At 59.5% G+C, this 22,184-nt stretch carries 14 protein-coding genes; 8 read left to right on the forward strand and 6 right to left on the reverse strand.

Annotated features, from left to right (window positions below):
- The first annotated feature begins 10 nt into the window (after positions 1 to 10).
- Positions 11 to 3,370: an EAL domain-containing protein gene (locus tag QQJ96_RS17970; protein ID WP_284333401.1), complete on the forward strand. Its 3,360-nt coding sequence runs from the start codon at positions 11 to 13 to the stop codon at positions 3,368 to 3,370.
- Between the two features lie 238 nt (positions 3,371 to 3,608).
- On the opposite strand, the gene QQJ96_RS17975 is transcribed toward QQJ96_RS17970, so the two are convergent.
- The gene (locus tag QQJ96_RS17975; protein ID WP_284333402.1) at positions 3,609 to 4,484 is read right to left on the reverse strand and encodes a LytTR family DNA-binding domain-containing protein; all 876 of its coding nucleotides are present in this window, start codon (positions 4,482 to 4,484) and stop codon (positions 3,609 to 3,611) included.
- Positions 4,485 to 4,629: 145 nt separating this feature from the next.
- Here QQJ96_RS17975 and QQJ96_RS17980 point away from each other — a divergent pair, with 145 nt between their 5' ends.
- The 3 genes from QQJ96_RS17980 (at position 4,630) to QQJ96_RS17990 (ending at position 8,033) form a co-directional block, all read left to right on the forward strand.
- Complete coding sequence (locus tag QQJ96_RS17980; RefSeq protein WP_284333403.1) at positions 4,630 to 5,820, forward strand: acyltransferase family protein; 1,191 nt, start codon at positions 4,630 to 4,632, stop codon at positions 5,818 to 5,820.
- An 8-nt stretch (positions 5,821 to 5,828) separates the two neighbouring features.
- Positions 5,829 to 7,175: a hypothetical protein gene (locus tag QQJ96_RS17985; protein ID WP_284333404.1), complete on the forward strand. Its 1,347-nt coding sequence runs from the start codon at positions 5,829 to 5,831 to the stop codon at positions 7,173 to 7,175.
- Between the two features lie 354 nt (positions 7,176 to 7,529).
- The gene (locus tag QQJ96_RS17990; protein WP_284333405.1) at positions 7,530 to 8,033 is read left to right on the forward strand and encodes a nuclear transport factor 2 family protein; all 504 of its coding nucleotides are present in this window, start codon (positions 7,530 to 7,532) and stop codon (positions 8,031 to 8,033) included.
- Between the two features lie 248 nt (positions 8,034 to 8,281).
- On the opposite strand, the gene QQJ96_RS17995 is transcribed toward QQJ96_RS17990, so the two are convergent.
- Positions 8,282 to 9,181 carry a CPBP family intramembrane glutamic endopeptidase gene (locus tag QQJ96_RS17995; protein WP_284333406.1) on the reverse strand — a complete coding sequence of 300 codons (900 nt, stop codon included), beginning with the start codon at positions 9,179 to 9,181 and terminating at the stop codon, positions 8,282 to 8,284.
- A gap of 280 nt (positions 9,182 to 9,461) precedes the next feature.
- Between QQJ96_RS17995 and QQJ96_RS18000 the strand changes: the two genes are divergently transcribed.
- Complete coding sequence (locus tag QQJ96_RS18000; RefSeq protein WP_284333407.1) at positions 9,462 to 10,016, forward strand: DUF6438 domain-containing protein; 555 nt, start codon at positions 9,462 to 9,464, stop codon at positions 10,014 to 10,016.
- Between the two features lie 189 nt (positions 10,017 to 10,205).
- Here the strand turns inward: QQJ96_RS18000 and QQJ96_RS18005 are convergent, their stop codons facing one another.
- Entirely contained in the window at positions 10,206 to 11,159 is a 954-nt protein-coding gene (locus QQJ96_RS18005; RefSeq protein ID WP_284333408.1) for a leucine-rich repeat domain-containing protein, read from the reverse strand.
- A gap of 176 nt (positions 11,160 to 11,335) precedes the next feature.
- Between QQJ96_RS18005 and QQJ96_RS18010 the strand changes: the two genes are divergently transcribed.
- Together QQJ96_RS18010 and QQJ96_RS18015 are read left to right on the forward strand one after the other, a co-directional pair.
- A complete protein-coding gene (locus QQJ96_RS18010; RefSeq protein ID WP_284333409.1) occupies positions 11,336 to 12,226 on the forward strand; it encodes an alpha/beta fold hydrolase in 891 nt (296 codons plus the stop codon).
- Positions 12,227 to 12,482: 256 nt separating this feature from the next.
- Positions 12,483 to 15,242: a GAF domain-containing protein gene (locus QQJ96_RS18015; RefSeq protein ID WP_284333410.1), complete on the forward strand. Its 2,760-nt coding sequence runs from the start codon at positions 12,483 to 12,485 to the stop codon at positions 15,240 to 15,242.
- Between the two features lie 123 nt (positions 15,243 to 15,365).
- Here the strand turns inward: QQJ96_RS18015 and QQJ96_RS18020 are convergent, their stop codons facing one another.
- On the reverse strand, positions 15,366 to 16,814 hold the full coding sequence (locus QQJ96_RS18020) for a YyaL domain-containing protein (RefSeq protein WP_284333411.1): 1,449 nt from the start codon (positions 16,812 to 16,814) through the stop codon (positions 15,366 to 15,368).
- Between the two features lie 370 nt (positions 16,815 to 17,184).
- Between QQJ96_RS18020 and QQJ96_RS18025 the strand changes: the two genes are divergently transcribed.
- Positions 17,185 to 18,327, forward strand: a complete 1,143-nt coding sequence (locus QQJ96_RS18025; RefSeq protein WP_284333412.1) for a glycoside hydrolase family 26 protein — start codon at positions 17,185 to 17,187, stop codon at positions 18,325 to 18,327.
- Positions 18,328 to 18,495: 168 nt separating this feature from the next.
- On the opposite strand, the gene QQJ96_RS18030 is transcribed toward QQJ96_RS18025, so the two are convergent.
- Together QQJ96_RS18030 and QQJ96_RS18035 are read right to left on the reverse strand one after the other, a co-directional pair.
- On the reverse strand, positions 18,496 to 19,515 hold the full coding sequence (locus tag QQJ96_RS18030) for a peptidoglycan-binding domain-containing protein (protein ID WP_284333413.1): 1,020 nt from the start codon (positions 19,513 to 19,515) through the stop codon (positions 18,496 to 18,498).
- Between the two features lie 536 nt (positions 19,516 to 20,051).
- Positions 20,052 to 22,157, reverse strand: coding sequence for a flavin monoamine oxidase family protein (locus QQJ96_RS18035; protein ID WP_284333414.1), 2,106 nt, complete (start codon positions 22,155 to 22,157; stop codon positions 20,052 to 20,054).
- Between the last annotated feature and the right edge of the window lie 27 nt (positions 22,158 to 22,184).

Below are 22,184 nucleotides of genomic sequence, written 5' to 3' on the forward strand. Positions count from 1 at the left end.
GGATAGCCCCATGGCGACCATACTCATAGTCGATGACCGGGCGCTCAACCGCCGGTTTCTCACCACCCTGCTCGGCTATGCCGGTCACGAGACGATCGAGGCCGAAGACGGCATCATCGCCTTGACCATGGCCCAGGTTCGGCGTCCGGACCTGATGATCACCGACGTGCTGATGCCGAACATGGACGGCGTCATGCTCACCGAGATGGTGCGTGCGACAGCCGGATTGACCGACGTGCCGGTCATTTTCTACACCGCCACCTACCGGCTGGAAGATGCACGCGAGATGGCCTCAACGCTGGGCGTGCAACGCATCCTGTCCAAGCCTTGCGAACCCCAGGTGATCCTGGACACGGTAACGGAAGTATTGCGCGAAGCGGGTATCGCCTCCGCCACGCCTTCCTCTGCGGTATCCACGGAATTGGCGAACGCGATGCAGGCACCTGGCGACATCGGCCCCTTGCAGGACCGTTTGCGTGAAGTCACCGAGCGAGGCCTGGCGATGACGGAGCAGCACGCCTCCGCCGAAAAGCTCAAACTCGCCTTCACCGACATCCAGACCTTGAGCCTGCGTATGTCGGCGCTACTGGAACTGAGCCTGGAACTGGGTAGCGAACACAACCCGACCGGCCTGATCGAATTATGTTGCCGCGCCACGCAGGATATTCTCGGCACGCGCCAGACCATGATCACGATTGCGGAAGAGGACAAGCCGCTGCGGCAGGCTACGAGTGGGCTGGACGATTGGGAATGCGCGCATTTTGCCGGATTGGACTGGCAATCGCCGCCGCCGGCGTTTGGCGAGGCGCGTTCGTCTGGCAAGACGGTGTTGATACGCGACAACGCGCGCGCGCAGCTGGGTGAACTGGCCGAGCACAGCGCGATCCGTTCGGCCATGGTGATCCCCTTGCGCACCTCCGGCTGCGATTCGGGCTGGATCTACGTGGCCGACAAGCTCGGCGGAGCCTTCGACCATAACGACGAGCAGTTCGGCAGCGCATTGGCCGCGGCCTTTGCCAACGCTTATGACAACCTGGACCTGCTTGAGCAGGTTCGGCAGGACGCCGAATCCCTGCGGCGCGAAATCAACGAGCGCACCAAGGCCGAGCGCGCACGCCGTGAAAGCGACAAACGCTTCTTCGATCTGTTTCGCGCCCACCCGCTGCCGATGTGGGTGCAAGACAGCGAGACGGCGCAGTTCAAGGCTGTCAACGCTGCCGCGGTGGCGCATTACGGCTACAGCGAAGGCGAATTCCTCGGCATGACGGTGCAAGACCTGCAGCCGCCCTCACCCGCCGCGCAACCTCGGCGATATTGGCCGCTTGGCTTGGACGAGTCCGACGTGTCGCAGCACTGCAAGAAGGACGGCGGCCTGATCGACGTGGAGATCAGTTCGCATGTGCTTTCATTCGATGGCAGCGATTGCCGCTTCGTGGTGGCGCAGGACATCACGGCACGCCTGCAGATCGAGGAGCGCAATGCACGCCTGAGCCGCATCAGTGCTGTGCTATCGGACATCAATTCAGCCATTGTGCGTATCCGCGATCGTCACAGCCTGCTGCAGGAGGCCTGCCGCGTCGCGGTCGACAGCGGAGCATTCCGCGCTGCATGGATCGGCGAGATTGGTCCGAATAGCCTCGATGGCGTGGTCGTGGCGTGGCATGGTGCGGTCGGCAGCTACATCGACACGATCAAGTTGACCGTGCAGCCGGAAACTCCCTATAGCTCGCGCCCCGCCAATGTGGCGTTGCGTGAAAACCGGGCTGTGGTATTCAATGACATCATCGAGTCTTCGCTGCCGATCGCCCTGAAAGAGGAATATCGCACGCACGACTTTTGCGCCGTTGCGGCCTTTCCACTGGTGACCGAAGGGCGCTCCACCGCGGTGCTCACCCTGTTCGCCGACCAGGTCGGCTTCTTCGACGACGAAGAGCTGGAATTGCTGATGCGCCTGGCCGGGGATGTTTCCTTCGGCCTGCAATTCATCGAACGCGAGCGACAGCTGCGCTATCTGGCGCTGTACGACTCGCTCACCGATCTGCCCAATCGCCGTTTGCTGCTGGAACGCCTGACGCAGTTCATCCATGCGGCCGAGCATCAGCAATTGGTGGTGGCGATATTCGCAGTGGACCTCGACCATTTCCGCCAGATCAACGATGCCTTCGGGCGGCACGTGGGCGATGAACTGCTACGTCAGGTCAGCACGCGCTGGAACGCCGCGCTGATTGAACCCTATTGCCTGGCGCGACTGGACGCCGATTCCTTCGCCATCGCGGTGGGCGACCTGCCCAGCCATGCCGATGGCACCACCATCGTGCGCGACCGCCTGGAACGCCCCTTGGCCGAACCCATCGAAATCGGCGGCCATGTGCTGCGCATTGGTTTTCGCACCGGCATCGCCTTGTATCCCGACGATGGCACTGGCGCGGAGCAACTGCTCAACAATGCCGAAAGCGCGATGAAACAGGCCTTGCTGACCGGCGAACGGCATTTCTATTTCGATCCGGCGACGCAAGCGAGGATGGCCGAAAAACTGGCCCTGGAAAACGACTTGCGCCAGGCTGTGGAAGCGCAGCAATTCGTGCTTCACTTCCAGCCGCGGGTGGATCTCGGTCGCGGGCGCGTCGTGGGCGCAGAGGCCTTGATCCGCTGGCAGCATCCCGAGCGGGGGCTGGTGTCTCCGGCGCAATTCATTCCGTTGGCCGAGGAAACCGGCTTGATTCTGCCGATCGGCGACTGGGTAATCCGCACCGTCTGCGCGCAATTGGCGCAATGGCAACGAACGGAACGGCACGTGGTGCCAATCTCGCTCAATCTGTCCGCCGCCCAATTCAAGGGCGGACGTGTGCTGGACACCTTGCACCAGGCCATCGCGCAATATGCGGTCAAGGCCAAGCTGATCGAACTGGAACTGACCGAATCATTGCTGATGAACGATCCCCAGGCCGCCATCACCATCCTGAGCGCTTTTCGCGGCATGGGTGTAAGGCTGTCACTCGATGACTTCGGCACCGGTTATTCGTCGCTAGCCTACCTCAGCCGCTTCCCGTTCGACTTCCTGAAAATCGACCGCGCCTTCGTCTCCGGCGTGCCGGACAACATCGAAGACGGTGCGATCGCCAAGGCGATCATCGCGCTGGCCAAGCAGCTCAATTTGCGCACCGTGGCCGAAGGTGTCGAGACCGAAGAGCAGCTACGCTTCCTGCATCAACACGGCTGCGATGAAATGCAAGGCTACCTATTCAGCAAGCCGGTGCCACTGGAGCAGTTCGAGCAGATGCTGCGTGACCATGTGCGTTTGTCGGTCCCGCAGAGCTATCCGGCCGGCAAGCGTTCGCCACAAAGGGGGCGTAGCACCTTTTCAACCTGAAGGCGTTCCGCTTTTTGTAGACTGGGATGGCAATCCCAGCATTCCCATACATGTGCCCCCGACCGACGGATGCCTTTCTTTGGCCGCTGCGCGGGAAGGATGGGGTCGTTGATTACTTGTGGAAGCCGATGCGCATCGAGAATTTGCGCGTCATGCTCGGGTTGTGGCTGGGCCGGTCGCCGCAGGGTCAGGATGGCGTTTCCCGTTAGGTACGTGCCCTCAGAAGCTTGCGGGCAAATCACTCTGCCATAACCGGCTGCCCGAATCGTTCGCGCAACGCAGCGCGATAGCGACGGCTGCACGGGACGGTGGTGCCATCGCGCAGCAGCAGGCGCGCGTCGCCGGTCTCCAACGGCTCGATCTCGGCGAGGTAGTCGAGGTTGATGAAGTAGCCGCGATGCACGCGCAGGAAACGCGCCGGGTCCAGCCGCGCCTCGATGCCGGCCATCGTGCTGCGCAGTGGGTAATCGCGCCCGCGCACATGCAGGTTCACGTAGTTGCCCGCGGCCTGCAGCCACTCGATCTCACTGGCGTTGACCAGGAACTCCTTGCCCAGCTTGCGCACCAGGAAACGTTCGGGCCGCTCCACCGGCTCCACCGGCGGCCCGTCGTCCGGCTCCACCAGCAGCTTGGCCTCGCCCTGCCGGCGCAGCCACCAGAAGCGGTAAAGCATCAGCGCGCCGACGATCAGGAAATAGCTGCGCACGTCCTTGAGGTATTCGTAGCCGAAATTGATCCACCAGCCCCCAAACCGGTAGGGCCAGCCGGCGATGGCGGCATAAGCCAGCCAGCGCAGGGCGATCATGCCCCCGACGTGGATCACGCTGAACACCACGCTGAGCAGAAGGTGCAGCGGCAGGTTGCGCGGCCAGGTGTCGAAGCGGATCTGCCAGCGCCGCTCGGCGACGACCACGGCCGGTAGCAGCGCCAGCATCACCAGCGCGCTGCTTATCTCCCACACCCAGGGTTCCCAGGGGGCAATCCGGCCGGCATGGTCGATGCGGGCGTCGATGCTGTTGAAGATCACGTTCAGGGTCATGAGCGTGATCCAGAACCCGACTTCGATCGGACGTCGCCAGCGCTGGAAGGTGTCGAAACCGGGGGATGTCTGCATGGGCGGATTCTACGCAAAACGCCAGCACCATCCGTCCCCGCCATCCGCCGTTCGTCACAACCGCCCAGCAAACAATCACTTGAGACACGACACGCCGCGCCGCCTTGCCGAAGCTGACTCCACTTTCCAGCCACGGAGTCCCACCATGAACCGCCGCCACGACATCGACGCCTTGCGCGTCCTCGCCTTCGGCCTACTGATCCTTTACCACTCCGCCATGCTGTACGTGGCTGGCTGGGACTTCCATCTTAAAAGCAGCCACACCGCCTCCTGGCTGCAAGACCCGATGCTGTTCCTCAACCGTTGGCGAATGGAGCTGCTGTTCCTGATCTCGGGGCTGGCGGTGAACTTCATGCGCCGCCGAGGCAGCCTGCCCGGGATGGCCTGGAAGCGCACCGCCCGCCTGCTGCTGCCGCTGGTGTTCGGCATGCTGGTGGTGATTCCGATCCAGCCCTACGTGCAAGGCCTGTCCAACCACCTGGTGCAGCCCGGCTTCGGCCGCTTTCTGCTGCGCTACTGGACCGGCGGTCCGTGGCCGGCCGGCGCCTTCACCGGCTGGCAGTTCGGCTTCACCTGGAACCACCTGTGGTACCTGCCCTACCTGTGGGTCTATACGATGCTGCTGATGCCGCTGCTGGAATCGCCAGCGGGCCAGCGCCTGCGTGCCGCCGTTTTGCAATTGCGCGGCCCGGCGCTACTGGTGCTGCCGGTCATTCCCCTGTTCGTTTGGCACCTTCTGCTGGCCCACCGCTACCCGTTCACCGGCGCGCTTTGGGGGGACTGGTACGCGCATGCGCTCTACTTCAGCATGTTCCTTTATGGCTACCTGATGGGTACCGACGCCGGTATCTGGTCGGAACTGGCACGCTTGCGCCGGATCACTCTGCCGTCGGCACTGGCTTGCTTCGCACTTTACCTCGCCGGCATTCGCCTGCTGCCTGATTCAGCGCCTACCGTGGTCTGGTGGGCCGTGCATGCGCTGCGCTATGCCTACCTGTGGACCGCAATCTGCGCCGTACTTGGCTGGGGCCATGCTTATCTCAACCGTCCGTTCCGTTGGCTGCCGTATGCGCGTGAAGCGGTGTATCCGTGGTACGTGCTGCATCAGAGCCTGCTGTTATTGTTCGCCTGGCAGCTGATGCCGCTGGGGCTGGGGCCGGTGGCTGAGCCTGTATTGATCATCGCCTGCACCATCGGCGGCTGCGCGCTGCTGCACGAGTGTGTGATCCGCCGTGTGAGCTGGCTGCGGCCGCTGTTCGGGATGGAGCCAATGCCGCGTGCAACAGTTATCAGGTCAGCGCCGATGAATTTGCGCATCGCTGACGACATCGCTTGATGCCTGTTATGGAACGGCAATCGCGCCACAAGGAGTGGCGCGATTGCCGTTTTGCGCCAGAATGGCGCGATCCGTCCACCAATTACGAAAAGGGAGCTGCCTCTTCTCGCTGGGTGATTTTCGGACCTGTGGTGGTCTCGAACATACCGCCAAGCGAAGGAGGCGGCGGCATGAGTTTTCAGAGACTTCCTTACGTTTTTCTTGTTCGTCGTCCCGGCGAAAGGTGGGTTGATGATGCGGTGGTCGGATATATCACGGCCAGCTTGGGCGGCGTCCTGGTCTTTTTGAACCCTTCGTGCAAAAAACGTGGGGAACCTCAGACTCTGATCCGCTTTTCATCCAAGCATTCAATCTGCATGGCCATGGCATTTAACAACCTAATCGACAAGGAGAAACTCATGTCAAGATCATGTATCAAAAAGCATACGCTGTTGGACCGATCATTTAAATTGCGGTTGCTATGCGTTTCTTTTCTTATAGGCACAACGTCAATTTACGCGCAGACAAATCCTTTAATTACAGCAAACCCGTCCGCTTCGAATGCCGCCACGGGGAATGCGACCATACTGCTTCAGCCCGTCATGTCATCGTTCAATTCTGTCGGGGTATTTTGCCTCCCCCAGATGGGCTCGTTTACGAGCACCACAGCTTTTCCAGCGTGCTTCAATTTAAAGTGGGGTGATGTAGGCTCACCTGTCCCTGCAGGGACAGCGGGAGCCCTTGTCGGTTATGAAGCCAATATCACGACGGCACAAACCGCATCCGACATAGATCCATCGATTCAAAATGGACATGCCTTTGGCGCAACCATTTCCACCTCTGGGGGTGCGCCATACCACGTCTTGGATGGAACTGTTACGGTCCAAACAGCCGCTGCGTCTGTCGGCGGCATTGACTTGAATATCACAAAAAACGTCAGCGGTGGATCTGCTTACGGTGGATTCTTCGGGTCAACCGGTAGCGTGAACGGAGATTACGGAATCTGGATACACGGGAACTGGAACGTCGGCCTGTTCATGGACGGAAACAATATCCGCGGGTCTTCCAATATCGGGTTCTCCGGAAGCCCATCGTATTTCATTGACGGATCGGAGCCGGACACGCTTCGCTTATCCGGGGGCGGAAGTAGCGGAGGCATGATCATCTATGGTTCTGGCTCAGGACAAAGCGGCACTGACGGATTGATACGGTTCAGAAACAATTCCACCGACAACACACAAGGTGCAAGCATAGATCCGGGAAGCGGCAACATCAGTGCAAATTCGTTTTCAGCCGGCTCATCTGCCGGGGTAAGCTGCTCGGGTCCGCCCAGTTCACAGTTTACCGTTACGGCAGGCATCGTTACGCATTGCTAATGCATCACACCTGATCTGGCATCAAGCTCTATCCAGCGCCGGTTGGGGTGGGAGACAACTCCCGCCCCTTTGGCACCCCGAGACGGAAGGTTATTTGACATGCCTTGTGTTGACTTCTTTGAGCGAGGCATCGTCCTACGGCGTCCTTTGAAGTACGGGCCATCCTGTCGCGCCTCTTACGACGAGCATCCTAAAAAGGCACGCCGAATATGCAACCGATCAGCACGTGGGCGTATCCATACCCGAACACTTGAAAATCAACCCACCTGATGGGGCGATGTCGATGGCACGAAGATCCATGGAATCCAGTCACTCGCCATATCAAACAATCCTTTCTAGACGAAGGAGATGGAAATGAACAGGAATATCTTCTTAGCCAGCGTCCTACTTATCTTCGCCATCACCAATGCAGGAGCGGCAACACCTGCTACATCTCTGCCAGAAGCACCTGAAAATCAGGATGCCTTGTTCAGCACCATCTCAAATATGGACGCTGCACTGTTTGATGCTTTCAACCACTGCAGCTCGCCCGACCAGCTCAAAAAGCACGCAAGCTACTTGAACCCAAACCTTGAGTTCTACCACGACAAGGGTGGCGTCACCTGGACCAGGCAAGACTATATCGATAAAACTCGCGAGAATGTTTGTGGTCACTTTCGGCGCGTCCTTACGAAGGGAAGCTTGCGGGTGTTCCCTATCAAGGATTATGGCGCCATCGAAGAAGGCCATCATGCCTTCTGTGAGATTGAATCCGGGAAATGCTTCGGCGAGGCCAAATTCCTGATCGTTTGGCATCATTCCGCCGGGGGTTGGGAGGCCACCCGAATCTTTAGTTACGGGCATCAAGCCATCCATTGAAACCTGCCCGGGGCCACGGGTGACCGGTCGTTACCCCGGCTGCTATGCGCGCGCCACTGTGTCGGGCGAATCTTCCGACCCTACGCTTACCGAGTGACGCGCACCTTCACACCTGCGACGGCACCCGTGGCTCGATCATTATGCTCCGCGGGCGCCTTCTTCAGGCACTTCGTGATGAAGTCGACCAAGCGAACCTAGCCGCTATCTATCGCGTTTCTAGCGACGTGCATTTTTTAAACGACGTGATTTCAATCAAACTCAGTGACCATAGCGCCAGAATCGAGCCTAGGTGTTTCACTCCTGCGCAGTATCGATGCCATAACCAGGCCTAGCACGATCAGCAACACTACGCATAGAAGGCTGCCCTCCGGGCCCGCGGCACCGCCCGATAGCCATGCCGGTCCGCTAGGACTCAGCTGCATCACCGAGCCCTCGGTGGGAACGCCGCTATCGACCGCGCCCCAAAAACACGTCAGGGTCCAGTCCCAGCCGGCGTGGAAACCGATGGTCCATAACAAGGAGCCGGTGCGTACGATCACCAGCCCATACACCAAACCCACCACCACTGCTGTGGCAATGCCCAGCGGGTTTTCGCCTGCATTACCTAGGTGTACCGCCCCAAACAAAAGCGAGCTAACCAGCACCGCTGGCCATGCTCCCCAGCTTCGCTGCATACGAAACAGCGGGTAACCTCGCAGAACGGATTCCTCGTTGAAAGCGACCAGGGCAAAAAAGACCAGCCACAAGCACGCCGATCCCAGCATGGGCCACCCCCACCCCATGGCGTGGACTTGAGCCACTCCGCAGGCAGCCAGCATGCCTACCAGCAGGGATACACAGGCCGCGCCGACCATAAAAGTCGTCAACAGCGTGCGTATGGGACGCACTCCACCCCAACCATAAGCACGGAAGGGGCGACGCTCGATCCGCTTCATGACCAGGGTAGCCAGCAAGACAGCGCAAGCCAGTTTCACCTCTCCCAGCAACAGCCACGACCGATTGAGACCCGGCGTCAAATGGGTACTGATGTGCGCGACGCGCAGCAGCCACCCGATGGCGAAATTACCGCCTAGCACCAAGCCAATATAAAGCAGCAACGAGAGGACCACGCCGAAGCCGGCGTGCAAGGACGAGAGGGACAATTTCATGCCGGCATGCTCTGCATTGCGATGCAACTGAGATAGTGCCGGACGTCATGCGGTCGGACGCTCGGCTGTCCTAGGTGATGCAATGACTTCTGGTCAGATACGTCAAACTGCACCGTTCTCACACCTGCCTCTCGCACTGAGAGACGCAGCGCAAGGTAGATCTCTTGGTGGGTCTTGGCTACGCTGCGGGCATCTGGTTCTCAAACGGGTAAATGCAACCGTCCATGTATTCTGGAAATCCTTAGATCTGGCTTTACTCCGGCATCCACAGGGAAGAGCAATGATGGGAATGCAGCGGCATATCTTTACCATGATGGCCATTTGGTCGGCGGTTGCGCTTGCATCCACAGCATGCAACGCCGCGCCACAGACGATGGATCCCGGCAAGCTTACGATCACGTTGACAAGATCGGCTTGTTACGGAGCCTGTCCGGCTTACAAGGTTACGATTCAGAGCGATGGGCGCGTACAGTTTACGACGGATACGGAACCTGTCGATGCGGTTGATGCTGTACATCGGCAGTTTGCCATTTCACGCGGTGTACTGTTTCCGGGCACACACGAAGATCGGGTCGCCCCCGAGGCGGTGACGGCGCTGCCCAAGCAGTTTGAGGATGTGGATTTCTGGCATCTGAAGGATGAGTATCGATCTTTCGTCACCGACAATCCCACACAAATCGTCACCCTAGTTTCCGGTACCCGACAAAAGAGCGTGATCGATTACGTCGGAGTGGAAGCCGGGATGCCCAAGACCGTGCAACGCCTGGAGGACGCTATCGACCAGGTTGCGGGCACGGACCGCTGGGTCCGCGGTAGCCCGGCACTCATTCCGTGACTAGAACGAACGCATTTCGATTTCCACTCATCCGACGCCGCGGAACTGCTGGATCCCGGCGTTCGCCGGGACGACCAAAAAACGAGTGTCGGGCTGGCGTCCAAATCCCTAAGCCGGGACATAACGCAATCCAGGATCGCCACGGCTCTGCGCCTCCCCTGGCAAACCAGCTGCTTCTCCCCATGCCTGTCAGGCCTCGGTGATATCTGGCAATAACTGCCTGACCGCCTCGCGCACCGATTTCTTGAGGTTCACCGCTCCCCCAAGGCTGCTCCATAGACGGAGCTTCTGCAGATGCGGATGACCGACCAGGCAGCGGAAGGCGGCAACATCGAGCTGTGCCATGCCAGCGATGGTGAGCTGGCGCAAGTTGGGGGCCGCGGCCACGGCGGATAGCTCGGTAAGACCTTTCATAGTCTCGAGGGTAACTTCTTCGAGATGGGTCAGGGATTCCAGGCTCGGCAAGGACATGACATTGCGCATCGAATCGAGATCGAGCGTCTTCAGCGAAGTGAGCTTCGTCAGGATGGATAAGTCGTAGAGCTTGTTGATCCGGAACAAGCTGAGCGTCTGCAACTGCGGCAGTTCCGCGAGATGGGCAAGATCCGGGGTGCCTCCAAATGCGATACCTAAAGTAGCCAGCTCGCGTAACGGCGCCAGGATGCTTAGATCCGGCAGCGTGATGCACCTCAGCCCCAATGAGGTCAATCGCGTAAGACGACTGACGCTGGCGATGTCTTTGGCGTGACCCTCCAGGGAAAGTTTTTCGAGCGCAGGCATGCCTTCCAGGAACTTTAGCGAATGCCGCTTTTTGGTGTTGCCAAAACTGAGCAACTCAAGCTTACCTTGCAGATGCGAAAATCCGCCGATGTCCTCAAGGCTCCACAGATCCACGCTCAGGCGTCGTACGCCTGGGAAATACTTGAGAAAATCGAGGTCCGTAACCGGCGCGGAGTGGAAGCGCAGTGTAACTTCAGGGCGCCCCTCAAGAAGTCGGGCGAGCTTTTCCAGGTCCACGGGCGTCATGGGCAACCTGACCGCAACCAAGGTGCATTCTGGGCCTAGGGGCTCAAACGAATCCTGGCCGTGACCGTAGAAGTAATTGCGGGCGGGTCTTGCTTCTGCCATACGATTGTCATCCATCTCTCTCACCGTCCACGAATCGTTAGTAGGGTTAAGCATGACCATGCCGCGAGGCAACTGGACCACGGCGATGATAGCAACGCTAGCATTCCGATTTACTGAAGTCTCTTGACCAAAGCTCAGGAAGAACCTCAAGCTCTGGCCAATTTTTATTGAGCGTCGCCATTAGGAAGATCATGACCGGTGCATGGGTAGACAGCTTCCTGACACGTCTAGCTGCGAAGCGGCCGATCAGCCTGCGCCGTGAACTCTCGCCGTTTCGCTATATCGAGACAGCTGTCGGGACAGTGCGTGCATACGACTCCGGATCGACCCTGCCGTGCGTCGTAATGGTCCCTGACGGTCCCAATGTCATCGAACACTACGCGGGGTTAATAAGCCTGCTATCTGAGCGATTGCGTGTCGTGTGTTTCGATATGCCCGGCTTCGGCTACTCCCTTCCCCAAGCTTCGTATGCACACTCGCTGGATCAAGGTGCGCGTGCTGTCTTGGGCGTACTCGACGACCTCGGCATCGAACGGGCGACGCTGGCGTTTAGTTGCGCCAATGGCTTCTATGCGCTGCGTGCGGCCCAGCTAGCGCCTGGACGCGTTGCCAATCTGGTCCTTTCGCAAACGCCATCGCTCTCAGCCATGCATGCCTGGTCGGACCGCACCATTCCCAAGCCCCTGCGCGTTCCCGTGCTAGGGCAAATCACCGCATGGCTCTTTCGGCAAATGACTGCTGCCAAGTGGTACGGCATGTCGCTTCCCAGGACAACGGACCCACAACTGTTCCGGGAAAGGGCATTGACCGCGCTTTCCAACGGCGCCTGTTTTTGTCTGGCAAGCGTGGTTCAAGGTTTGGCTAGGGAGAAATGCGATGACTTGCACGGCATAAAAGCTCCCTGCACGATGATTTGGGGTGAGCAAGATTATTCCCACCGCTTGACCGATCCATGCTCCCTACACGAAGTTCTTTCGCATGCCGAGATTGTCCGCTTTGAAGATTGCGGGCACTTTCCCGATCTGGAACAGCCCGGGCGCTTTGCCGAACTGCTCATAGAACAGGTGTTCCGGTATGCCTAGCTGCACGTTCGATACAGCGAGCTTCATCGAACTTGCCAGGGGAGGCCCGAGGTTTCACGTAACGACCATGCTTCATGGCCCGCGCAGTTACCCGGCAGATCCAGGGCCTTTCCGCTCATGCTGCGCCGCACGTCCCGTGCACGCCACGGGGAGCGGCCTCGATTTAGACCTGTCGTTTACGCAGCAAGGACGAAAGTTGCACAGTTGAAGCTATGTCCCTGGCCCATGGCCGGCACGCTGCCAAAAGGTGATCTAGATGACTCCTGGCGAAACCCGGCCCGCAGACCAAGGCGCAACCGCAGAAGCATGCTCCAGCACACCGCTGCGCAAGGCCCTACAGGATCTCGATCAGGCCAAGGCTGCCTTGAATGCAAGCGAGGAAAACCTGCGCCTGAAGCAGGTTTGCCTGGTGGCGCAACAGGAGGCTTTCCAGGCGGAAATGAACGGTGCTCGGCTCGAAACTTCGCTCGGTATTCTGGTCCACGCAGCGGTTCGGTGCGCGGATGATGGTCGCCGCGGCGCCTTTTACATCACCAATGCAAAGGGAGACACCCTATCGCATGTCGTCGGCATGCCGCAGTCCTACGCGTTGGCCATCGACGGTTTCAAGATTTCGCCCGAATCGCTTGCCTGCGGATTGGCGGTCGCTACGGGCAAGCCGGTGGTGACAGCGGATGTGCTTGAAGACCAGCGTTGGCAACCTTGGCAATGGCTGGCCCGTGAATACGATTTTCGGGGCTGCTGGTCGTTCCCGGTGGAGACCTCCGCCGGCAGCCTGGTCGGCTCGTTCGCCTTTTACTTCCGGGAGCCGCATCAACCCCATGCGCGCGACTATGAGTTGGCATCGGCCATCACCCAGGCCGCAGCGATCATCATCTCCCGCCATCAAGAGAATGAGGAGCGTGTTCGAATCGAGCAACAGCAGACTTTCTTGCTCAAACTCTCCGACGCGCTGCGTCCCTTGTCGGACGTGAATCAGATCCAGAGGGAAGCCACGCGACAGCTGGGCATGTTCCTTGGGGCGGACCGCGTGTTCTACGCTGAGGTCGACCAGGCAGGCCTAGCTGCCATCGACACTGAATATGGCAGTGGCAAGGCAAGCTCGATCATCGGGCGCTACCGCCTGCATGATTTCGGGCAAGCGTTTTGCGATGCCTTGCATGCCGGACTCGCATTGGCCATCCCGGACATCAAATCCAGCACCGAGCTTACGCACCAGGAGATGCAGGCCTATGACACGCTGCATGTCGCGGCGCAAATACTGGTTCCGCTGGTCAAGCATGGCCGGATGCTCGCCCTGCTTGGCGTTCACCAGCAAGTCGCACGTGACTGGTCCCCGGGTGAGATGACCTTGGTGAAGGAGGTTGCCGAGCGTACCTGGCTGACCCTGGAACGCACCCATGCGCAGACCGCGCTTTCGAACGAACTGGCCGCCATGCAGGCCCTGCACGAACTGAGCACGATTGCATCGGGTTGTTTAGATGTACCAAAAGTACTGCAAGCAGCGCTGGATGTGACCATGACACTGCATGATGCCGACTTTGGCAATGTGCAGCTCTACGAACCTGAGACCAATACGCTGCGAATTATCGTCCAACGCGGTTTCGAGCCCGCGTTCCTCGATCACTACGCGTTGGTGGACGCCAGCAATCCTTCGGCCTGTGGCTTGGCCTTGGCGGGACGCAAACGGAAAATCGTCAAGGACGTCGAAACGGATCCCGACTACCTACTCAGCCGCGACGTGGCGCGCGTGGCAGGCTATCGCGCCGTGCAATCCACGCCATTGCTTTCCGCCGCCGGCGAGCCGCTGGGCATGCTTTCCACGCATTTTCGGGCACCGCGGTCATTCAGCGAGGCGGAGCAGCGGCAGACCGACCTGGTGGCGCATGAGATCGCCCGCGTCATCGAGCGAACGCGAGCCCAGGCAACCTTGCGTGACAGCGAAGAACGCCTGCGCAGCGCCGCGGATGTAGGGCGGCTGGGCTTGTGGGATTGGAAAGTCACCACCGGCGAGGTCTATTGGTCGGACGAGCATTTCCGCATGGAAGGCTATGCCGTGGGCGAGGTGAGCCCCAGCTACGAGGCCTGGGCCGCGCGCATTCATCCGGCCGACCGCAGCGCCGCCGAGGCGGCGGTTCTGCACGCCATGGAGGCCCGCCAGGAATATGTCCAGGAGTTCCGCGTCGTCCATCCAGACGGATCGGTGCATTGGCTGCAGGGCCGTGGCCGCTTTTTTTATGACGAGCATGGACGGCCGGTGCGCATGATCGGCGCCAATGTCGACACTACCGAGCGGCGCGAATGGGAAGAACGCCAGAAGGTGCTGATTGCCGAACTTCAGCACCGCACCCGCAACCTCATGGGCGTGGTTCGCTCGATGGCAGAGAAGACCGCACACGCCAGTGCCAACCTGCCCGATTTCCACGCGCGCTTCGGTGACCGGCTGGCAGCGCTTTCGCGCGTGCAAGGTCTCCTTTCGCGAGTCAACGATATCGATCGCGTGACTTTCGACGATCTTATCCGCACCGAAATGGCGGCCATGGAGGGGAGTCCCGAGCAGGTAACGCTCAGCGGGCCGCCTGGTATACGCCTGCGCTCCTCCACCGTGCAGACCCTTGCGCTGGTGCTGCACGAACTGGCCACCAACGCCGTGAAGTACGGCGCGCTCGGGCAGCCGCGGGGACACCTCGCCGTCACCTGGCGGCTTGAGTCCAGCGGCTGCGGCGACCGGCCGTGGCTGCATGTCGATTGGCGCGAATCAGGCGTGAACATGCCACCGGAAAGCACTATTCCGCGCCGCCGGGGACAAGGTCGCGAGCTGATCGAACATGCCCTGCCCTATCAGTTCAACGGCAAGACTTCCTATGTGTTCGGAGTCGATGGGGTGGTATGCAACATTTCCATTCCGGTCTCAAACAGCACGCCGCAAGGGGAAACGGAATCCTTGGAGGATAGCCTCGACCAGCAAAATTCGGGAAGCCTAGGCCCGCAAAACTTTCCGTGGATGGATAAATAGACGCCACTGCAAAACGGGATGCCCGACGAAAGATCGCCGGGCGGCAGCGCGCAGGCTGGGATGATAATCCCGGCTTTCTACGCAGCATCCCGATGCTGGAATTGCCATCCCAGCCTACGCGCGTTAAGGCAAAACCCAATAACCGGTGAGATGGAGATAGGCCCCGCCTTCCTTGCCGTTTTCAGTCCCCGGCAGGAAGCGGATCGTGTGATGGCCTGCCTTGGGCCAACGCCACGCGAATAGCACCGCATTTGGCGTTCGCCGGCCGCTGCTGGACTTGTTTTGCCAGATGCCGGTTTGATCGAAGGTTTCCTCACCGTCGACGATCACGCGCGCGTGTCCGGCTTCGCAGCAGTTGTCGCCGATCGTGCCCATCAACGCGACCGCCGATCCGTCGAAACTGACCGGCTCGGATTTCAGCGTGATATCGCGGTCGACAAGATGCGCATCCGACCAATCGTTGGTCGCCGGCACTTTCGTATTCGGCGAAACGGCAGCCGCCGCGACCGCCAGCGCGAATCCCCCGTTGCTTTGCCAGACACTGGTCAATGCGGTGGGAGCCGGGCCGTCGAAGAAACGCCCGAACGTTCCGTCGTGGGCACGTGCCGTCAACGCTACCGCTGCATTGCGCAACAACCATTGTTGCGCCGGCTGGAAATGACGTTCGGCAGCCAGTTCGTAAAAGGCTTCCACCAAAGGCTCGACGATGTCGTTTTCGGCTTGAAGATCCGCAAATATGCCACGTGCATCGGAGAGGTGTTCGTCGACTGCATGCGCCGTGGCTAGCGATTCCTGCAGATACGCTTCCTTGTGGGTAGCGTGATAGAGATGCAAGCCATTCCAGATCATGTCGCCGTTGACCGAGCCGAAAAAGCGATGTGGTGTCTGTTCGCACTTGGTGCCGTCATCGAAGACATACACGCTGTAGAGCGGCACCTTCGGGTCGAGAAAATACTTGCGTATGGCCGCATAGCGCGCTGATGCAGCCGAGAGATAGCGTTGCTCGTGCGTAGCTTCGTAAAGCAAGATGGCGGCCTTCACGCCGTTCGCATCGGTCTCCAGAGTCTTTAGATGGTTGGTGCCACCGTCGGCGAGCTGGTAGTTGATCGCCGGGCACGCGCCTCTGGCAAAAACCTGCGCGTGCTCGACAAAGTCAAAGGCCGCTCGTGCTTTTTGCAAAGCAATGGCATCGTGCGTGATTTCGTATTCGCGTGAAGCCGCGATCGAATCCCACTCCGGTACGTCGCTCCAGGAACTACACGCCACACCCTCTACGCAAGGGATCGGATAGGCAGGCGCCGTTTGCTCAAGCGCACGCATGAGCGGCGCCACCTTCGGATCCTTGGTCGTCTTCCAATCCAGCCAGCGCACGTAGGTCATCGAATCGACGCCCCAGTCTTGGTTGGAAGAGTGGCAATCTTTGGCCGCACACTCCCGCCACTTGCCGTCTCCGGTGTAGAAGACGTGCACCATGCGGTCAACCGCATCCGCGCCCGCTTGGCTAAAGCTTGTTGGCGCGGCCGTAGCCCCGGCTGCGAACAGGACCAGCAAGGCTGCTATCAATTTAGTCACGCGTATTTCCTCTACACCCGATCGACCCGGCGCAAGATATTGCTATCGTGCGCCATCAACCATGGCAATTTACTGCAAGAAAAGCCACCGCGTCATGGCTTTGGGTATTGCAACGCGGGCCGGCGCACGAACGCGGGCATGACTCCAAAACAAAACATAGGGAAAACCCCAGCATTGCGGCTTCGAACAGGCTGCGCTGTCAACCTTTCATCGGCAGGGGAGTTAAGCGGAGAGCTGGTGAGGTAGCCCGCCGGTTCCCGCGGGCACATGTTCTTGCATGTTCCATATGTACCGCGTCATGACCATGACGCGGCGGATGGTGTCGTCCCAATGTCTTGCATCGCTACTTCAACCTGTAGGGGAATTTCCCATGAAAGCTTTCCGCTCGATGTTTGCCACGCTCGCGCTTGGCATGTGCTTGTTGTGCGAAGCGGCTTCCGCTTCAACCGCTACTTCATCACCGCCACCTGTGCCCGAGAACGGGGCCTATTTGGGTGCGTGGGTGTATTACGACCACAACGCCTCCAAACAGGGCCAGGTTGGCCCCGCGGCGCAGCTCGATGTGCTCGAACAGGATTTGGGCCGCCGATTCGACATCGGCCACGCCTATTACTGCTTCGATGGCACTAATGGCTGCAATGGCCAGCTTACCGGCAATGCAGCCACCAACTCCGATCAGCAATATGGGCGCATGCCACTCGACTCCTGGTCGTGCTCGACGACCAGCGGCTATACGCTTGGCGATATCATCAGCGGCTATCAGGCCTGGAAACTCAATCCCGCCACACCCTCGCCGGTGATTGCCTACATCATCGGCCAGGCCAAGTCCGTGGCCGCCTATGGCACCACCACCTACATTCGATGGGCGTGGGAAATGCTCAACCATGGAGCCAATGGCGACTGTGTCAGCAGCGACGGCGGAGCTGCCAATTACGTGGCGGCATGGCAGGCCATCTACAATTTGTTCCACTACTACCAAGCCAACAATGCCGTGTTCGTGTGGTGCCCATCCGCCGGCAATTTCAATTCGAGTGACGGCAATCCCTTGAACAGCCCGGCAGCCGAATATTATCCGGGCAACGGCTACGTGGATTACGTTTGCGCGGATGGTTATAACGACAGCGGACAAACCAGCACATTCGCTACGAAATTCGACAACGCCTACAAGTTTGCCATGATCGTGAACAGTGCCGGTCCGATGCCGTTCATGGTGGGCGAAACGGGAGACGAGGCAGCCGACCCCAATCAGGCGACCTGGACCAGCAGTTTCTACGCAGACATAAAGGCCGGCTATCCGTACGTCAAGGCAATCGTCTATTTTGATTCGTACAACTGCAAGACGCAGAACGATTTCACCCTTGGCTGGCCAGCCGGGCAAGTTACCGTGCCGCCCAGCTTGGACGCGATGCGTACGATCATGAAAGAAGGCTATTTCAATCCACGCGGCTTATCGTTGTTTGCGCCGGCGTCGCAAACGATGCTGGATACGTTCAAGCCGGGATGTTCCGGCTAAGCTTGCAGGCTGAAACATCTTGCAAGCCGGCCGTTTCGTCAATACCGGTGCGGCCGGCCTGCAAATGGCAAATAACTGTTACCTGAAAAAAAAGCCGCCCTAAGGCGGCTCGTCACGACTGGCCGGAGTGCCCCGCGGGCTCTCCGGCTTCGGTTTCAGGGCCGACGATCAGCGCGCTTGCAAGGCGCCAGTCGTAGCCGCGTCCAGCTGGCCGGTCACCGGTAGTCCGCTGACCTTCTGGAATGTACTGATGGCGCGAGATGTTCCTGGGCCAGGCAAACCATCCACCTTGCTGTTGTACAAACCAAGCTGGGCGAGCTTGCGCTGTGCATCAGCCAGCGAATAGGCCTGCGTCGCCGCATTGTTCGCGCCGTCCACCGCCAATGCACCACCGGCACCTAGGCCGCCGGAAACATGTTGAGGTGCATACTCACGCACGGATTTGACCATCTGGTTATAGGAATCCAGGAAGGCCGCCGCAATCACCTTGCCCTGGGGGGTCTGGCTGTAAGCGCCCAGAGCCCCCCCCCCGGTACCGAAGCCTCCTAACAGGCCGCCAGCGCCGAAATCGATATTCTTGGCGCTACCCTGCGACGCTGCCACCTGCACGCCCGAACGTGTGTCGGTCAACATCATGGTGGTCGACGCTTCGCTGGTCTTCATCGATCCGGCGATGGCGCCGATGATCGCGCCGTACCCACCACCCACACCCGCCAGCGCGGCGGCGCCGCCACCGGTATTTTGCGAGAACTGGATAGAAGGCGTGACGACATAGTCGGCCGCCACCATCTGGCCTTTGCCCATGCTGCTGGTCGTGCGCAGTTCGCCGCTGGCGGCAAGATTGCGTTCGCCCATCATCGAATTCATGGCCTGGCCGCGATCCACCACCACAAAGCAGTTGCTCTGTTGAACCATCAGGCGAATCAGCGGTATGGTCGAAGGCAAGTGATATTGGCCGGTCAACACTGCATACCACGGATCGCCGGTGTTCTCTTCCACCGCCAGCGTACCCAGCGGGTGGTCACAATGTTCAAGCGTTTTGGCCGCACCGGTGCTGGTAGCGCCGCCGGCCGAGCCGCCGACCGGATTCTTGCCGCCGCCGACCTGCATGTCGGCGCAGCCGGTAAGCGACAAGCAAGCACTGACGCCAACAGCCAGCAGGGTGTATTTCAATTGACCGATTCGCATAACGACTCCATTTGTTTTCGATAACGGATTGAGCGGAACGACATGCCCATGCACGGCACGGTTTATTTCGAGCGCACTTCACCTTCCGGCCTTCCGGAAGCCGGATAAGGAAAATCAGGCAGCAGCCTTGCCCGCTTCCAAGGAAAAGAAGTCGGCGTGGATCGGGCGAAAGCCACACAAGCGAGCGCAACGACGCAATGCATCGTCAGTCATGAATAGCTTGCGGCGATATGCACCCTGGATCGGGTATCGACGTCAGTCCCTGTCGGCGTGGATATCTGTTCCCTGAATGAATTCCCCAGGCACCAAGGCTAACCCAGGGTTGAATCATTGAGCAAGTGACCCTTTGGGCATGGTGCTGTTTCGACGTCCCGTCTTTCGCCCACTGCCGCCCGGGAAAATTTCGCAGCAGACTTTGCACTTAAAAAAGCTAAACCAAAGCGAAAACCAGCAGCTAGGCAAAAAATGGCTCCCTCCCCTACTACACGTAGGGGAGGGAGCAGATATCCGCCAACTGAGATATAGCGGATGGAGCCTCAAACCGCCTCGGACTCTTCCGCATCACGCCGCGGCCCTGCCTTGCGCAGCAGCTTCTCCAACTCTTCGCTGGTTTCGTCGCTCGCCGCTTCCGGACAGATAAAGGGATACTCCCGATCGTCGATGATCGGTTCGATGCCGAAGAAATCGTTGAGTACCGATTCCGACGTGCAATAGGCGCCTTCTACCCAGGCCTGGTCGTTCGAATATGCCTCGCCGACAATGAAGATGTCGGCATCGGCACCTTGAATCAGCTGCGAAGGTTTGCGGATCTTGCGCTGCACATCGCCCACATCGAAATGCGGCGCCCATTCGTGGTAGCCGGCGTTGAACGGGGGCAGCGACCAATCCATGTAGGCGGCCTCGAGTGGCTCGGGCACGGCGGTGTAATCGGAGTTCGGGCCGAAATGGAGTTCCGCCAGCATTTTGCGTAGCATTTTCACCATCCGCTTGGGCACCTTGCGCGGACCTTCCAGCGGCTGGGTATCCTGTGAAATCGGGATTTCGCGCTGATGCTTGGGGCCTAGTTCCAGCTCTTGCCAGAACGCGGTGTTGTCCTCGTCGTCATAGCTGGCCAGGATGCCGTAGATGGGTTTCCGCTTGGGCTCGATCGCGTTATTGCCGAAATACACCACCATGCGTATGGGCGAGTTGCTCACGCTCGGGCCGATGGTGTTGTTGCGCGAAACGACGGCCAACTGCTTGGTTTGCGCAATGCTGAGCGCCTGCTCGGTGATGTTCTCGATCGCGCCCACCATCTCCTCCACGGAGGTATAAGGCACGTCGATCAATGTCTGTATCGCTTTCATCGTAGCGGCAGGGAACTTCAGCGTGCGCAACGCGGCTATCGTTTGCGGAGTGATGGTGTAGCCGACGATTTGGGCGGGATAAGGCGCGGGGCTGGCAATGTCCGGAGCCCACCATGGCTGGTCGAAGAACATGCCCACCTTGTACGAGGGCTGCATGATCGTCGATTCCAGGTACAGGTTCACCTTCTCGTGGTTCAGTACATCCACCTCGCCCTGTGCCGGCGCACGAAAACGCGTGGCCTGCGCCACCAGGTCGATCGCTGCGCGCGGCATCGCCATCCATGCAGCATCGGCTTCGCGCGAGCCGGCGGCGATGTTGGGGTTGCTTCGCTCCGCATAAGTAAACAACGCCTTGCCGGCTTTCCAAAGGATCGAATGCAGGCGCGTATCGGGGTGATAGCGAAACTCGACGCCCTTGGCCTTGGCGAGTTTTACGATCTCGTCGAACAGGCCGTTGAACATGCCCGAGTAGCCGATCGACAGCGTGCGGTACTGGCTGCCGGGCGCGAATTCGTTGTTGATGTTGAATGAAACACCGGCGTGGGTGTTGATGACGTTGGAACTGTAGCCGTTGCCGTCGGCGGCATAATCGAAGCCTTCCGCCCCCAGCTGATCGTAGAGCAGGTTCCAGTAGCCGATGTCCTTGAGGTAGTCGCCTTGCTGGAACACGCTGGCTGCCGGCAGCTGCGCGGTGATCCTTCCGTTCTGGTAAAAGCGGCACCAGTCGCGGCGGGTGAATTGATCCCACGGCTTGGTGGTCGCCAGATCCTGCACGGTGGTGAAGCCCTGGTCGGGGGTAGTGGATGCGCCGAAGTTGTTCACCGTGTACGGCGCGGGAGTGTTCGACCCGATGTTGTTGAGATAGAAGTTCCGCGAGCGCAGGTAGAACAGCTGATTATTGGTGACGTTGAACGGCACCGAGTATTTTTCCAGACCGAGCATCGAGATCACCGCCGACACCACGCGGTGGCCCGGCGCCAGGCCGTTGTTCGGGTCCGGAAACTCCTTGGTCGGTGCGCTGTTCCAGTAGGAGTAGCGCATGCCGCCCAGTTCGACGTACGAATCGGTCTTGTCGTTGTTGTAATGCCAGGTACAGACGCGAGCACCGGCTGCACGGGTGCCCTGGTGACGCTTGGAGAAGTCATAGCGACCCCAGTCGTACAGCTCCAGAACATCGCCCTTCTTCAGCTGTTTGGAGGCAAGTTTACTTTTCTTGCATTGGCCGTTCAGCAGCCGCCAGGCGGTGTAGAGGCCGGCGGCACCGGCACCGAAGATCGAGTAGGTTTTTTGCGTCATGATCGAGCCCTCGGAAAGAGGAACGGG

The organism is Dyella flagellata (assembly GCF_030160275.1).
Classification (GTDB): Bacteria; Pseudomonadota; Gammaproteobacteria; order Xanthomonadales; family Rhodanobacteraceae; genus Dyella_B; species Dyella_B flagellata.

Coding starts and splice junctions, on each gene's coding strand:
- QQJ96_RS17970 (WP_284333401.1), top strand. CDS start 11: ATGGCGACCATACTCATAGTCGATGACCGGGCGCTCAACCGCCGGTTT.
- QQJ96_RS17975 (WP_284333402.1), bottom strand. CDS start 4,484: ATGCAGACATCCCCCGGTTTCGACACCTTCCAGCGCTGGCGACGTCCG.
- QQJ96_RS17980 (WP_284333403.1), top strand. CDS start 4,630: ATGAACCGCCGCCACGACATCGACGCCTTGCGCGTCCTCGCCTTCGGC.
- QQJ96_RS17985 (WP_284333404.1), top strand. CDS start 5,829: ATGGAACGGCAATCGCGCCACAAGGAGTGGCGCGATTGCCGTTTTGCG.
- QQJ96_RS17990 (WP_284333405.1), top strand. CDS start 7,530: ATGAACAGGAATATCTTCTTAGCCAGCGTCCTACTTATCTTCGCCATC.
- QQJ96_RS17995 (WP_284333406.1), bottom strand. CDS start 9,181: ATGAAATTGTCCCTCTCGTCCTTGCACGCCGGCTTCGGCGTGGTCCTC.
- QQJ96_RS18000 (WP_284333407.1), top strand. CDS start 9,462: ATGATGGGAATGCAGCGGCATATCTTTACCATGATGGCCATTTGGTCG.
- QQJ96_RS18005 (WP_284333408.1), bottom strand. CDS start 11,159: ATGGATGACAATCGTATGGCAGAAGCAAGACCCGCCCGCAATTACTTC.
- QQJ96_RS18010 (WP_284333409.1), top strand. CDS start 11,336: ATGACCGGTGCATGGGTAGACAGCTTCCTGACACGTCTAGCTGCGAAG.
- QQJ96_RS18015 (WP_284333410.1), top strand. CDS start 12,483: ATGACTCCTGGCGAAACCCGGCCCGCAGACCAAGGCGCAACCGCAGAA.
- QQJ96_RS18025 (WP_284333412.1), top strand. CDS start 17,185: ATGAAAGCTTTCCGCTCGATGTTTGCCACGCTCGCGCTTGGCATGTGC.
- QQJ96_RS18030 (WP_284333413.1), bottom strand. CDS start 19,515: ATGCGAATCGGTCAATTGAAATACACCCTGCTGGCTGTTGGCGTCAGT.
- QQJ96_RS18035 (WP_284333414.1), bottom strand. CDS start 22,157: ATGACGCAAAAAACCTACTCGATCTTCGGTGCCGGTGCCGCCGGCCTC.